Origin of the sequence: Nodularia spumigena CCY9414, from assembly GCF_000340565.2 — a bacterium.
Classification (GTDB): domain Bacteria; phylum Cyanobacteriota; class Cyanobacteriia; order Cyanobacteriales; family Nostocaceae; genus Nodularia; species Nodularia spumigena.
Genome location: NZ_CP007203.1, coordinates 1,573,331 through 1,588,000, shown reverse-complemented (window position 1 = coordinate 1,588,000; position 14,670 = coordinate 1,573,331). Strand labels below are relative to the sequence as shown.

Below are 14,670 nucleotides of genomic sequence, written 5' to 3'. Positions count from 1 at the left end.
CAGAGTTACACAATACCACAATTTAATGACTAGGTTTATACATGATAAATTCGCCAAAGACTATCTAGAAGAATTATTAAAAGATTACGGAGAAGTCAAAGCATCAGAAAAAGTCTCAGGAGAAATTAAAGAAATAGATGTTTTATTCACACCTGCTAAACAAAAAAGTGCTAATTTACAAATACTGGGGTTACTAGGAAGACTTGCCGAACATCCTGCAATAATAGAACCATACCGCAATCCAGCTTCTAGCGATGAAATCTGCGACTGTATTCTGAAATTATTAGAAATCAAGGCTTTATTGCGACGAGAAGCCAAAGCCAATAAAATCAAACTTCAGGAGTCAGAAATTCCTAAGTTGTGGATTCTGACACCTACGATATCTGAAACTCGCTTATCTAGCTTTGGCACAGTTCAAAAACAAGGTTGGTTATCGGGAATACATTTCCTAGCAGATGCCTTGCGGACAGTAATTGTGGCGATACACCAACTACCGCAAACACCGGAAACTTTATGGTTGAGACTTTTGGGTAGGGGAAGCGTACAATCACAAGCAATTATCGAGTTGCAAGCGTTACCATTAGATCATCCATACCAGAAAGCCACCCTGGAATTAGTTTACAACTTGCGTGAAAACTTGAGAGTAAATCAAGAACTAGAAGCAGATGATAGGGAGTTAATTATGCGATTAGAACCACTGTATCAAAGAGATAGAGAAAAAGCTAAAGAAGAAGGAATACAACAGGGAATACAACAAGGAAGACAAGAGGGAATACAAGAGGGAAGACAAGAGGGAGAAAAAGACTTAATAATGCGTCTACTAAATCGCCGTATCGGTGAAATTGATGCGTTATTAATAGAGCGAATTTCCGGGTTATCGATTGAACAGTTAGAGAACTTAGGAGAAGCGTTATTAGATTTTTCTAGTGTTGCTGATTTAGAAACTTGGTTAACACAACACTCAATCTAATTTATTTTGATGGTTCGGGAGTTAATTATGCGATTAGAACCACTGTATCAAAGACATAGAGAACAAGCTAAAGAAGAAGGAAGGCAAGAAGGAAGGCAAAAAGGAATAAAAGAAGGAAGGCAAAAAGGAATAAAAGAGGGAAGGCAAGAGGGAAAACAACACTTAATAATGCGTCTACTAAATTGCCGTATCGGTGAAATTGATGCGTCATTAATTGAACGCATCAGAGGGTTATCGATTGAACAGTTAGAGAACTTAGGAGAGGCGTTATTAGACTTTTCTAGTGTTGCTGATTTAGAAGCTTGGTTCAACCCACAATCAGAATAAATTATCAGTAGATTAATAAATCCATAACACAAGTCTGATGAGGCTTCCAGGCATAAAAATCAGGTAAACTTTTATAGCCAAGATTTGCCGAAAAATATTTCATAATTAAAGGGAGAACATCCCAATGGAGAACACAAAATGCTAGAACAATACCGTCATCATGTTGCGGAACGCGCCCAACTCGGTATTCCCCCTTTACCATTGGATGCGAAGCAAACCTCAGAACTGTGTGAATTGTTGCAAAATCCACCAGAAGGTGAAGAAGATACATTATTACATTTATTGTGCGATCGCGTGCCACCCGGAGTAGATGAAGCAGCTTATGTGAAAGCGGGATTTCTCACCGCCATTGCTAAAAGCGAAATTACCAGTCCCCTCGTTTCACCCATCGCCGCAGTAGAATTACTGGGAACGATGGTAGGCGGTTACAACGTGCAATCTCTAATTGATTTGCTGCAAGTTTCCAGTGGAGAATCAAAAGACGGAGAAGCACCTTTAGTCATGAAGGGTGAAGGTAGAGAACCCATCGCCGCCCACGCCGCCACCGCCCTGAGTAAAATCCTTTTGGTGTATGATGCCTTTCATGATGTCTTAGAATTAGCCCAAAGTAATCCTTTCGCCAAGCGAGTAGTTGACTCTTGGGCAAATGCGGAATGGTTTACTATTCGCCCCACAGTACCAGAAGCCATTACCGTCACCGTGTTTAAAGTTCCTGGGGAAACCAACACCGATGACTTATCCCCAGCTACCCACGCTACCACCCGCCCGGATATTCCTTTACACGCCCTAGCCATGCTAGAGTCACGACAACCGGGAAGTTTAGAAACCATTGTCGAGTTAAAGCAAAAAGGACATCCACTAGCTTACGTCGGCGATGTTGTCGGGACTGGTTCCTCACGCAAGTCTGCCATTAACTCAGTATTGTGGCATTTAGGAAATGATATTCCTTATGTACCAAACAAACGCGCTGGGGGTTATATTTTAGGTAGTGCGATCGCGCCAATTTTCTTCAACACTGCCGAAGATGCCGGTGCTTTGCCCATTGAATGCGATGTCAGCAACTTAGAAACCGGTATGGTAATTACCATACATCCTTACAAAGGCGAAATCACCAACCAAGCCGGCGAAGTCATTTCCACCTTCACCCTCAAACCCGAAACCATCTTTGATGAAGTCCGCGCCGGTGGACGCATTCCCCTATTAATTGGACGTACTCTCACCGACAAAACCCGCGAAGCATTGGGTTTAGAAGCCAGCAATTTATTTATTCGTCCTCAGCAACCCAATGATACAGGCAAAGGTTACACCCTCGCCCAGAAAATGGTCGGTAAAGCTTGCGGTTTACCCGGTGTTCGTCCTGGTACATCTTGCGAACCCCTAATGACCACCGTTGGTTCCCAAGATACCACAGGCCCCATGACCCGCGACGAATTAAAAGAACTCGCCTGTCTTGGTTTCAGTGCAGACTTAGTAATGCAGAGTTTCTGTCACACTGCGGCTTATCCCAAACCAGTAGACATTAAAACTCACCAAGAATTACCAGATTTCTTTGCCCAACGCGCAGGTGTCGCCTTACGTCCCGGCGATGGTATCATTCACTCTTGGTTAAACCGGATGCTGTTACCCGACACCGTGGGAACAGGTGGCGACTCCCATACCCGCTTCCCCTTGGGTATATCCTTCCCCGCAGGTTCTGGGTTAGTAGCCTTTGCCGGTGCATTGGGTGTCATGCCCTTAGATATGCCAGAATCAGTATTAGTCCGCTTCAAAGGAGAATTGCAACCCGGAATCACCTTACGAGATATTGTCAACGCCATTCCCTACGTCGCCATTCAAAAAGGTTTGCTAACAGTAGAGAAGAAAAACAAGAAAAATATCTACTCAGGGCGCATTCTGGAATTGGAAGGTTTACCAGATTTGAAAGTAGAACAAGCCTTTGAACTTACCGACGCTTCCGCCGAACGTTCTTGTGCAGGTTGTACAATTAAGCTGAGTATTGAGACAGTTTCCGAATATCTGCGTTCCAACGTCACCCTGTTAAAGAACATGGTAGCCAGGGGTTACACAGATGCACGTACCATTATGCGCCGGGTTGCGAAAATGGAAGAATGGTTAGCAAACCCCACCTTAATGGAAGCTGATGCAGATGCAGAGTATGCAGAAATCATTGACATTGATTTGAACGAAATCACACAACCCATTGTAGCTGCACCCAATGACCCTGATAACGTAAAATTATTATCAGAGGTTGCTAATGACCCAGTACAAGAAGTATTTGTCGGTTCTTGTATGACCAATATCGGTCATTATCGCGCCACTGGTAAAGTATTAGAAGGTGCTGGTGCAGTTAAAGCCCGGTTGTGGATTTGTCCCCCCACCCGCATGGATGAACACCAATTAAAAACGGAAGGTGTGTATAACATCTTTGAAGCTGCGAATGCGCGGACAGAAATGCCTGGATGTAGTTTATGTATGGGTAATCAGGCGCGAGTTGAAGATGGTACAACTGTATTTTCTACCTCAACGCGTAACTTCAACAATCGCATGGGTAAAGATGCGCGAGTTTACCTTGGTTCGGCAGAATTAGCCGCCGTTTGTGCGTTACTGGGACGCATTCCCACAGTGCGGGAATACTTGGATATTGTAGCAGAAAAGATTCATCCTTTTGCTGGTGATTTGTATCGCTATTTGAACTTTGATCAAATTGCTGGTTTTGAGGATGAAGGGCGAGTTATTGCTGTGGAAGATATGCCCAAACTGGAGGATATTTTAGGTATGTCAGCAGTGACGAAGTAGATTATTAATTGGGGTGGGCGTTGCCCACCTGATAGTACAGGAGTCAAAAGATACTTTTTTACCTCCTGTGCAGTTCTTTAAGCAGAGGGTCGGGGCAATTCATTTATTTATTGCCCCTGGCTAAGGTTGAATTAAACTGTACGTTGCTGGATTAAAGCTTCATAAGAAGCTTGGAAATCATCAACAGTAATCTTGATGGCAGCAGTATCTGTTTCACCTTGAGACCTAAACCGGCGAATTGCTTCTACAGCGGCCTGATTGCAGAGTAATACTAAATCCGCACCATTCCAACCTTCTGTCACCTTAGCCCAGTGTTCCAAATCTACATTTAAAATAGGTCTGCCTTGATTGTAAACTTGCAAAATCTTGCACCGACTATCTAAATTCGGTAAATCTACTTTTAATTGTAGATCTAAGCGCCCTGCCCGTAACAGAGCAGGATCTATGGCATCAGGACGATTTGTAGCCCCAATTACCAAAATATTTGCGCCAGTTCCTAAACCATCTAATTCCGTGAGTAATTGTCCTACTACCCGGTTACTGACTCCCGAATCACCGGTATAAGTCCCCCGTGCTGGAGCTAATGTATCAAGTTCATCGATAAATATTACACAGGGATCTGCTTGTCGCGCCTTAGCAAATAACTCCCTAACTGCTTGTTCACTGGCTCCCACCCAACGGCTGAGTAAATCTGGTCCATTAATACCAATAAAGTTAGCTCGGGCTTGGGAAGCCACAGCCTTGGCTAATAATGTTTTCCCAGTACCGGGCGGACCCCACAAGAGTATTCCCTTGGGCGCTCTGGCTTTTGTTTCTTTGTAGAGTTCTGGATACAACAAAGCCCCTTCCACAGATTCCCGCAAGGTCTGTTTTATGGTTTCCAAGCCACCAATATCGTCCCATTCCACATGAGGAACTTCAACTTCCATGCTACGAAGTACTGCTGGTTTGATTTCCTTGAGAGCCTGCAAGAAATCAGATTGCTGCACCGTAATAACTTCTGGAATTGGCATATCAATGGAAGGAACCTGACGGCGTAAAGCTGTGTATGCTGCTTTTTGACAGACAGCTTTTAAGTCAGCCCCCACAAATCCCACGGTGCGATCGGCAATAAACTCCAGATCAACTGTATTATCTAAGGGCATAGCACGAGTCAGAACTTCCAGGATTTCTTTGCGCCCATTGATATCTGGAACTCGAAACTGAATTTCTCTGTCAAATCGTCCAGGACGACGTAGAGCTGGGTCAAGATGATCAGGGCGATTAGTAGCTCCGAGTAAAATCACGCCTTTGTTCTGGGAGAAACCATCCATGAGGCTCAATAGTTGGGCAACTAAACGCTTTTCTACTTCCCCTTCTACTGCACTACGGTCTGGGGCCAAGCTATCGATTTCGTCAATAAAGATAATACAGGGAGCATTTTTGGCAGCTTTTTCAAAAATAGCCCGCAGTTTTTGCTCTGCTTCACCATAATATTTTGTGATGACTTCAGGGCCAACAAGGGCAATGTAGTTAACCCCCAGTTCTTCAGCTAACGCACGAGCTGTGAGTGTTTTGCCAGTCCCCGAAGGACCAACTAATAATACCCCATGTGTAGGTTCGAGTCCTAACTTAACTAGCAGGTCAGGGCGTTTTAAAGGAATAGCAATCAGTTCTTTGAGTTCTTTGAGTTCTTGGTTCAATCCCCCAATATCTTTGAGGGTTATACCTAAATTGCCTTCAGGTTGTACATTTGGGTCAGATGCACCTGTATCACGTGCCGGGGAAGATGGGGTACGAATGGAGGTAGTACCAACATTACTAGTTGTATTATTATTAGTACGGGGAATGTTACCGTTTCTGGGAATACTGCTTAATGAACGTGAGTTAAACTGCACATCAGTTTTAATTTCTCCATTTTCCACTTTTTCTTCTAGAGTTTTCACCAACTCTATAAACTGCTCAAATCCCTTGAATAAATCACTCATAAAATTCCTCGAGAAATGAATTGAGAAAATATATCTTAGGCTACATACAGCTGAAATTTGATATTGATTAATCAAAGTCAAATAAAAGATTTGCAGCTGCTTGAATACGGGCAATTGGTTCTACTGATCTAGGTAAATTGGGTAAGCGGATGATTGTTTGTTCGGGAAATAAGCCGGGGTCAATTCCTATTTCTTGACTATAGCGATTTTGAACTACATAACGTTGTTGGATTCCCATATCTTTCAGGGATGCTGTGAGGCGTATATGTTCAGATATAATCGCATCTTCTGCCTGAATTACTCCCACAAATTGCGTATGCTTTGGATTTTTTAATTTCTTTTGGGCTTGGACAACTTGTTGACGTAAATTCCGCAACCGCCCAATTAAATCAAGTCTACCTACAACGTTCTGGTATTTTATCCATAACTTAAATATCCACGATAACCAATCTCCTAAAGCAGATGGCATTGCCAAAAATTGTAGCAGATGACCGGTGGGAGCAGTATCTAAAATAATCAAGTCTTGCTGGTTACTATCCAATAAGTCCATAATAGTGATTAGGGACAGTATCTCATCAATACCGGGTAAAGCTTGAGACATAATCTGTCGCCAAGCTCCCGGAAGATAAGCAATATCTATTGTGCTATCAGTTTCTGTTCCTTCACCACTAATCATATCCGCTAATTCCCAAAGATAATCCGTACGAAACTGATCTAATATTTCATCAGCATCAATTTCTTGTCCGGTCAAATTAGTTGCCAATGATGAGGCTTGATGTCCCAATTTTTGTCCAAATGCATCGCCCAAGGAATGAGCAGGATCTATGGAGATTATCCGAATTTTTTGTTGAGGATGACGATTAGCTAAACCCCAGCCTAAAGCTCCTGCAACTGTTGTTTTACCAACTCCTCCTTTACCCCCCACAATAATTAGTTGACATCCTTCGGCTACAAAGTCACTGAAGCTTGGGAGGATTCTACTTGGCCATTGAATTGCTGGCGGGGCAGAAAGTTCGACACTGTCAATTTTTTGAATTTGTCGTGCCAGGTCATCCAATGCCAAGGGACCTAATGGTTCTTTTGCTTGTTGTGGTACAATGAAAACGGGTTGATTGCCGGCAATTTTTAAGAATTTATCGGTCAAATTTTGTTGTTCTGCATAGCGGTCTGTATTTATATCGCTATCTGTGATGATGCGATTGATCAGAATTCCCGTATAGTGAATATTGAGAGTTTTTAAATTATCTAAAAATCTCTCGGTTTCGGACAAACACATGGGTTCAGCAATTGTGACTACCAAGCAACCTGTAAATGTCTCATCTTGTAGCAGTCGTCTACCTTCTGCTAATTGAGATTTCATATGCTCCAGAAAATCATCTACTTCATCAGGTTTATAGCTCCCTCTGAAACTCTCTGTGATCACACGATGTTTTTGTTGAAATAATTCAAAGGAATTTAAAATTACATCGAAGAAATCTTCTAATTGCAACAAATTTAATGTATGACCTGAAGGAGCCATATCAAGCACTATCCGGTCTACGGTTTTTTCTGAAAGTAGACGCTGAATTTCTAGCAATCCCATCAGTTCATTTAAGCCTGGCCAATTTAGCTCCCAAACCGGGGCTAAATCTTCTCCGTCAGCTAAACTCCCTCGCTCAACTAGCAGTTCTAATAATCGACTATATTTAGCCCTAAATTCCACTAATAGTTTTTCAGCATCTAATGCTCGAACACTCAAATTAGGTAAATCTTCTACCTGTGAACCATCATCTGTGACTTTTGAAAGTAATATATCTCCTAAGGAATGTGCTGGGTCTGTAGAAAGTAACAAGATTTTTTCTTCTGGAAACTTTGTCGCCCAGTAACGAGCAAAACAGCAAGAGATAGTAGTTTTACCAACTCCGCCTTTGCCGCTAAACATAACTAAGTTAAGTGAGTCGTACTGCTTCATAACAAATTTAAAAGAATTAGGAAAAGAATAAATAAACTTTAATTAAATAAAGTGGTAAGGAGGAAGAGAATCTCCTAACAATAAATTCCAACGAGGACAAGCTTTTTGCCAATTTAAAGTTTGTTCTAAAAAGCAATTTCTATCTTCAATATTAACCAGCATATGAATGCTTACTTCTTGCTCTTTTTCTTGAACAACAACAGGATAATTATTGGTCGTGGTTATTAAATCAATGAGATACTCTTTTTCTGCTGCTTGTGCAAGACTAAAGTCTTTTTGGTTTTGATACTGTTGCTTTTTAGCTAAAAAGTAATCTTTTCCCCTGGACTTTACTGGTGCTACTTCCTCTAGTATTACAGGAATCAATTTCAAAGTAAATTCAGTTTTACCATGAATTTTTTGTAGCTGCTGGCGATATTTTTCGGTATTTGATTCTAGGTGAATGAGCAGATTTTTCTGAGAATTAAAGCATATTCCAAACTGCACGGGTAAAACTGTAATCTGCTGGAAAAGCTCACAAATAACTCGGTCATGGCATAAAGCCATCTCGATAATTTTCTGCTCATTATCTTGGAATGACTCTAAAGATATTCCAGGCTCAACAATAGCCGAAAGATTAGTACTCTTAATCAGCACTACTTGACTAGCAGCACCTTGTGGTAAAATTAAGGGCAAGCTAGGTGTTTCTAAAAAGGCATAACTATAGAGGTTTTCTGATTCCATATACTGCACCTAGATAGTTGTATAATTTTAACTAATTCAGTTTCCGCTCCCACATTGTAATAATATTAAATTATCATCCTCGATTTGGTAAAAATTATAACATATTTTGATGTTTTTTGGTGATAGTGCCAGATTTTGAAGACTTATAGAGTTAATTTAAAGTATTGCTGAAAATATTTACATATTCTTTAAAGATTTACAATGACACCTTAGTTAGTTATAATTAGTAATTAATAACAATTCAAACATTATTCATGAAAAATAGTCCTAAGCGTAGTGTTATCAGACATAAGATTAGTACAATGCCTCGCAAGAAAAACGAGGCATCCTGCAAACTGGAACTGTATCAAATGGTGACTGAAAAGGAACGTCTTCAAAAGGAACTATATTTCATCAGAGAGCGAACAAGTTTACTAAACAGGCGTTTAACTACCCTGAATCACCAAATAGAAGAAACCGAGAAAACGATTAAGAAACTGCGTAAAAATGATTCTGAGTTAACAAATACTCAAGATATAGGCTCTCAAGAAAATATATATGTTGAGTCTATTGAATCCGTGCAATCTAATAACTACAATGTTATGGAAATTGAATATTAACTCGGTCATATTGCCGAAAATTTGACAACTCCCGGTTGGATCTTGATCTTGTTAAGTCTATGCTCTCACCTGAGTTTGTTCTTCCAAGGCTTCGTATTCTTCAGATTCTGCTTCCAGTCGGGCTTCTTCTTCCAATTCTTGGAGTTTTAAAAGAATTTCTTCTTCTTGAGCGTCATACTCTTCTTCGGTAATGTCGCCCATGTCTAGGGAAAGCTGCAGGGTCAATAATTGTTTGTTCAAGTTTTCTTGATCATCAAATTCGGTATTAGCACGCTCTTCAATTTTCTCTGCAATCCATACAACTCCATTGATTGGACCCATGATTGGAGATAGTAAAAGTTTCATCAGCATAGTCATAAATCCTTGGTAGTTTATATTGCATTTTAAAAGCTATTCTTACATACAAGAGGGATGGTAATAAATAACTGCAATTGGGTCTATGGTTCAGCCAGTTGTGCAAATGTGTAGGGAGCAGTGAAATGGTTGTAGCGAATACGTAGGCGATCGCCAAATTTCAGATCAATTGCTTCTACAATTTCACCGAATTTAGATTCACTTTCCCAAGGAATCAAAAATGCGGTGTTGTAAATCATGTCCTCTGTCATAAGTTCACCGTCTATAACCTCTGTAGCTAAAGGATTTAGCTCATTAGAGAAAACTTCAATCACAGATTGTTTGCGAGCGGATAAATTACTTTCAATTAATTGTCCAATGTGAATCACCTCCTCTATACTTAATTTTCTACCTTCCATATTGTCACGCTCCTGTTTCAAAGCGAGATTAGATTCCATCATGGCTTGCAATTCAGACTTGCTATCCCAAAAAATCTTAACGCTCACCTCTCTTTGTCCGGCCAGTTTTTGGAATAAGTTGTGCAATTGCTCTTTATATGGTTCGATGAGTTGTGTGGTTATTGCGTCCCAGTCTTTAATAACTAATCCGAACTGGAGAGGAAGAAGGACATGAAATCCTGCTTGCATTGTCTCCTCTAACACTTTTTCATGAGTTAATAAATTGCGTCGAGAAGCCAAATATTTCTCTTTAGATGCTTCTGAATATAAAAAAGTCAATCCATCAACCACTTGACTATAAACAGGTTTCCCGTCCAATCCTGTAATAGAAACAGAGCTAGGAATTATATCAGGGAAAATACCATACAAATAAAGACCAAAATTCACTATTTTAACCCATTGAGTTGGAACTTACAACTGATAACTTTTGATTACATTGTTTTGGCGGTCAAAACTAACCGTAACTTAGCATGAATCAGGTCTAGTTGAGCTAAACCGATATCTATCTCACCGTCTACAACAACTCCAGTATTTAAAAGCCGGTCTAATAACTCTACCACTGAAGCCTGATTGCTAGTTTGCCCTGGATAATAAGAACCAGAGGGAGGTAAAAGACTACCAAAATCTCCTAAATTTACATTGAGGTCTGATGGCTCAATTTCAAATATCTGACAAAAATCTAAAATTTGTGACTCTAACTTTTGCAAACTTTCGGCTGCTCGGTCTAAATCAGATTCACACAGCAACTCCTGTTCCATGCGCCTAATTACTTGCGCTTCCATTAGTTGACGCAGCAATTCTAATACAGTCAATAATAAAGGAGCTAAACCGGCTTCTTTATTTTTAGAAGCCTTGGTTGGTAAATCCTTAAAGTCTTCCGATGGATTACAAACCATTTCTATAAATGTAACCTAAACTTTCAGTTTCTTTGAATGCAATTCAATCAGTCATTTTTAAATAGTTATTAACCGTCCCAGTCTGTTTGACTTTCGCTGGTTAAAACATAAATTTTAACCAATTACTCATCTAACTGGTAATCTCGTGATCAAATAATTTCCTGGTTACTTGTATCCACATCATGTTGAATATCCTCTCCTAATGGAGTTTCTTCTAGGATACTCGCAGACTTAAGTAAATTTATTTCCGATTCTAGACTCTCCAGGCGATTTTGAAGCTGTTGATTTTCTTCAATTAATCGTTGGGCTTTACTGCTCAGATAAGGGTCATTTTCCCACCAATTAATACCCATTTCCTTGGCTTTATCAACGGAGGAAATTAACAAGCGAATGCGAATATGTAAAAGTTCCGTTGAGGCGATAGATATAGAAATATCGCCAGCAATAACAACGCCCTTATCTAACACTCTTTCGAGAATGTCCGCTAAGTTTGAGCTTTGAGTAGATGTGTTAATATTTCGACTTGAGTTTGTCTGATGACGTGTTGGTAGTATGGGGGTAGAAGTCACGAATAATTCAACTCTTGAATAGTATAAAGACGATAATTTTGCTCACAAACAATTTGTGTTCCAAAGAACCAGAAGCCTTTAGTATTAGATGGAATCTGGAGCTAAGTCTTTGAAAATTCTAGTTATTACTTGACTTTTTGGTATGAGTTTAGTGATTGTAAACTTCTTTATCAAAAAGATAAGTATTTTCTAAATCTGTCTTTGGCTGTGAAAGTTCTGCTAGTAAACTAGTCTGGCTAAGTAATTCCATTAAAATATTGGTCGCTTCGCTCATCGCTAAATTACTGCGGTTGCACAGAACATCGATAGCAATATCCTGAAAGTCTGGATTTTCTACTTCTGCTGGAATGTTATTGTCCGCACATACTTTAGCAATCATCAAACAAGACCGTAAACCTGAAGTTTTCTCTGCTTCTATAGCCAGACGGAACGATTTTACCAACCGCACTATTAAGTAAGCAGATTCTCGAGATATGTTTGTTTTCTGAATTAATATTTCGCCTTGAGTCATCTCATCTTGTTCTGGCATATTAATAGTTACTAACCTATCCATCAAAGCATCTTGGGTTGAATGAACTCCGCAGTACTCTTCGGGATTGGATGTAAATATAGCGCGAAATTTCGGATGAACGTGTAGATACTCTGGCTGATTACTACTAGGAGGTAGGCTGATAATTTTTTCTTCTAAGGCTGAAAGTAAAACGTTATTAACTTCGGGTCGTGAACGGTTAAATTCATCATAGACTAATGTAAAACCTTCGCGACAAGCCAAAATCAGTCTAGAATCAACCCAGTTCTGTTGTAATTGGTCTTCTACTTTAACGACGTTGTGAATATAATTATCCACTAATTTCTTGCGGGTATAACCAGTTTCACTCCCAATCAAATCCGAACTTTTGAATTCGTCATCGCCAAACAGTAACATTACTGGGCTCTCGATACAGTGTGCTATGTGGAGTGCTAAAGTTGTTTTACCTGTTCCCGCAGGTCCTCGCAAGTGAACGGGAAAGCCTGATTTGAGATAAAGCAATGCTCTAGCTGCTACTTTCTCAATCGAAGGTGTCATGACAAATTGTCCTGGACGGACACGAATAACTGCTCTTTTGTGATTCGTATTGGTGATAGCCATAAATTGAAGCTGGTAATAAATTGAAGGTGTGTAAAACTATAGACTGAAATATTTAAAGTGTTACTGTCAATTGGGATTTACGAAGGGACACTTTGCACTTTAAAGGTGTGTAGTGATATCAAATTCTTCTAGCGGTCTAGTCTTCCAAGTCCCAGGCTAGGTTTTGATTTTTTGTATTCACTTCATGATCTTAACATTTGTGACGCTAACTCAAACCAGGATTGGTGATCCAAATCTCAGTTATAAGTTGAGAAAGCATGGAACTATCTTGATCTTCAATCAGAAGGAAATTAAGGTGCGATTATTGATTTAATCTGATAAAGCTCCTCTCTATGGTACTATATAAAGGTAAATAAATCTAAAACTCTAGTTAAGTAACACTATTGACTTGATTCGTTAAGTAAATATTGGAATTACTCGTTTGGCGATACAAGCCTATTTTACTAAAGTCTCGAAACACAAGTTTAATTTTATTAATTAACCCCTTGTATTAGCAGTTTTGCAACTGAAAGATAAAGGGGTTAATTATTTAGCCCAATTGTGAAACAGATGAGATATGTTTATTACGAATGTTGATTAAAGTCCAGATCCACCAATAACACTCATAAACAAATCCTGACGGAATTGACGCAGTTCTGCTGCTTGGGCTTTGGCCTTAGCAATACGTTCTTGAGCTGTGGTGGCTAAAAACTGCTCAGTTTCTTGCTGCAGGTTTTGTTGGAACTGATGCAGTTCTGCTGCTTGGGCTTTTCCTTGAGCAATACGTTCTTTAGCTGTGGTCGCTAAAAACTGCTCAGTTTCTTGCTGCAGAGCAATACGTTCTTTAGCTGTGGTCGCTAAAAACTGCTCAGTTTCTTGCTGCAGGTTTTGTTGGAACTGATGCAGTTCTGCTGCTTGGGCTTTTCCTTGAGCAATACGTTCTTTAGCTGTGGTCGCTAAAAACTGCTCAGTTTCTTGCTGCAGTTTTTGTTGGAACTGATGCAGTTCTGCTGCTTGGGCTTTTCCTTGAGCCAAGCGAGCACTCTTGGTGCAATCAATAAATTTATTTACATTCTCGAATATTGACCGGTTTTCTTCCCGGATTTTTTCCATCAAAGCAGACATGAAGTTCTCCTGAATAATGATAAAGTGGTCTTAACCATTTGATAATTAGGCAGGAACTGCAGCAGACTGAGTGAGTCCTATTGCTTCTGCATATTTCAGGTAAGTTTCTACAGACGCAATGACGATTCTAGCTTCAATAGCGATTAATTCAATACCAACTAAAGAAACACGAACCCAAGCATCGATGACAATACCTTTGTCAAGTATTCTATCAATAACTTCTGCCAAGCTGGAGGTAGAGTTAGTTTTTTCAACTGCCATATGTTTGTACCTTACAATCCCTTGGAACCGTTAGCTATCAAGCTTTTTAAAATTTTGAAAATGCCTAATAATGTAGAATAACTACAATAAAGTTATAGTTATTCTACAAAAATGGATTTTATTGTGACTATGCAGGAACTGCAGCAGACTGAGTTAAACCTACTGCTTCTGCATATTTCAAGTAGGTTTCTACTGAAGCGATTACGATTCTAGCTTCAATAGCGATTAATTCGATACCAACTAAAGAAACACGAACCCAAGCGTCAATAACGATACCTTTGTCAAGGATTCTGTCAATAACTTCTGCCAAGCTGGAGGAAGAGTTAGTTTTTTCAACTGCCATGTGTTTACTCCTGGTATATTTGTCGCAAAATTTACTTCGCGTGACGAGAAAAATGTTTTTTCATCACAATTTGAAAGTTAGCATTTCTAAACGGTACTTGTCAATACCTCGGAAAAAAAAATTGTAATTATTTTGAAAAGGATATTTTTAGGCAATAAAGTTAAAAATAGGGACAAAATGTTGTATGTTAGAAGTTTTAATTWTAATNTGTTTTATACTATTTACGGCATCTATCATCTATAAG

General features: G+C 39.7%; 14 protein-coding genes and 1 pseudogene. 4 read left to right on the top strand and 11 right to left on the bottom strand.

Annotated features, from left to right (window positions below):
- Positions 1 to 25 precede the first annotated feature (25 nt).
- From NSP_RS06960 to acnB, 3 genes and pseudogenes are all read left to right on the top strand, one after another.
- The gene (locus NSP_RS06960) at positions 26 to 970 is read left to right on the top strand and encodes a DUF4351 domain-containing protein (RefSeq protein ID WP_006197956.1); all 945 of its coding nucleotides are present in this window, start codon (positions 26 to 28) and stop codon (positions 968 to 970) included.
- A 15-nt stretch (positions 971 to 985) separates the two neighbouring features.
- Positions 986 to 1,297, top strand: a pseudogene (locus NSP_RS06955) (DUF4351 domain-containing protein); the annotation flags it as partial.
- A 138-nt stretch (positions 1,298 to 1,435) separates the two neighbouring features.
- Positions 1,436 to 4,093 (top strand): bifunctional aconitate hydratase 2/2-methylisocitrate dehydratase, encoded by a 2,658-nt coding sequence (acnB, locus tag NSP_RS06950; RefSeq protein WP_006197958.1) that lies wholly within the window; start codon positions 1,436 to 1,438, stop codon positions 4,091 to 4,093.
- 131 nt (positions 4,094 to 4,224) lie between these two features.
- Here acnB and NSP_RS06945 read toward each other — a convergent pair whose 3' ends face one another.
- The 3 genes from NSP_RS06945 to NSP_RS06935 form a co-directional block, all read right to left on the bottom strand.
- Complete coding sequence (locus NSP_RS06945; RefSeq protein WP_006197959.1) at positions 4,225 to 6,060, bottom strand: AAA family ATPase; 1,836 nt, start codon at positions 6,058 to 6,060, stop codon at positions 4,225 to 4,227.
- 67 nt (positions 6,061 to 6,127) lie between these two features.
- Positions 6,128 to 8,011: an ArsA family ATPase gene (locus NSP_RS06940; RefSeq protein WP_231859547.1), complete on the bottom strand. Its 1,884-nt coding sequence runs from the start codon at positions 8,009 to 8,011 to the stop codon at positions 6,128 to 6,130.
- A gap of 42 nt (positions 8,012 to 8,053) precedes the next feature.
- Complete coding sequence (locus NSP_RS06935) at positions 8,054 to 8,734, bottom strand: GvpL/GvpF family gas vesicle protein (RefSeq protein ID WP_006197961.1); 681 nt, start codon at positions 8,732 to 8,734, stop codon at positions 8,054 to 8,056.
- A 254-nt stretch (positions 8,735 to 8,988) separates the two neighbouring features.
- Here NSP_RS06935 and NSP_RS06930 point away from each other — a divergent pair, with 254 nt between their 5' ends.
- On the top strand, positions 8,989 to 9,333 hold the full coding sequence (locus NSP_RS06930) for a hypothetical protein (RefSeq protein ID WP_017803928.1): 345 nt from the start codon (positions 8,989 to 8,991) through the stop codon (positions 9,331 to 9,333).
- A 57-nt stretch (positions 9,334 to 9,390) separates the two neighbouring features.
- Here NSP_RS06930 and NSP_RS06925 read toward each other — a convergent pair whose 3' ends face one another.
- From NSP_RS06925 to gvpA (NSP_RS06890), 8 genes are all read right to left on the bottom strand, one after another.
- The gene (locus NSP_RS06925) at positions 9,391 to 9,684 is read right to left on the bottom strand and encodes a gas vesicle protein GvpG (RefSeq protein ID WP_017803927.1); all 294 of its coding nucleotides are present in this window, start codon (positions 9,682 to 9,684) and stop codon (positions 9,391 to 9,393) included.
- An 86-nt stretch (positions 9,685 to 9,770) separates the two neighbouring features.
- Positions 9,771 to 10,511 (bottom strand): gas vesicle protein GvpF, encoded by a 741-nt coding sequence (gene gvpF / locus NSP_RS06920; protein ID WP_006197964.1) that lies wholly within the window; start codon positions 10,509 to 10,511, stop codon positions 9,771 to 9,773.
- 44 nt (positions 10,512 to 10,555) lie between these two features.
- A complete protein-coding gene (locus tag NSP_RS06915; RefSeq protein ID WP_006197965.1) occupies positions 10,556 to 11,020 on the bottom strand; it encodes a gas vesicle protein K in 465 nt (154 codons plus the stop codon).
- A gap of 149 nt (positions 11,021 to 11,169) precedes the next feature.
- The gene (locus NSP_RS06910; protein ID WP_042202701.1) at positions 11,170 to 11,589 is read right to left on the bottom strand and encodes a gas vesicle protein; all 420 of its coding nucleotides are present in this window, start codon (positions 11,587 to 11,589) and stop codon (positions 11,170 to 11,172) included.
- A 148-nt stretch (positions 11,590 to 11,737) separates the two neighbouring features.
- On the bottom strand, positions 11,738 to 12,718 hold the full coding sequence (gene gvpN, locus NSP_RS06905; protein WP_017803926.1) for a gas vesicle protein GvpN: 981 nt from the start codon (positions 12,716 to 12,718) through the stop codon (positions 11,738 to 11,740).
- A gap of 576 nt (positions 12,719 to 13,294) precedes the next feature.
- Entirely contained in the window at positions 13,295 to 13,822 is a 528-nt protein-coding gene (gene gvpC, locus NSP_RS06900) for a gas vesicle protein GvpC (protein ID WP_017803925.1), read from the bottom strand.
- Between the two features lie 45 nt (positions 13,823 to 13,867).
- A complete protein-coding gene (gvpA, locus tag NSP_RS06895) occupies positions 13,868 to 14,083 on the bottom strand; it encodes a gas vesicle structural protein GvpA (RefSeq protein ID WP_017803924.1) in 216 nt (71 codons plus the stop codon).
- A 127-nt stretch (positions 14,084 to 14,210) separates the two neighbouring features.
- Positions 14,211 to 14,426 (bottom strand): gas vesicle structural protein GvpA, encoded by a 216-nt coding sequence (gene gvpA, locus NSP_RS06890; protein ID WP_017803923.1) that lies wholly within the window; start codon positions 14,424 to 14,426, stop codon positions 14,211 to 14,213.
- Between the last annotated feature and the right edge of the window lie 244 nt (positions 14,427 to 14,670).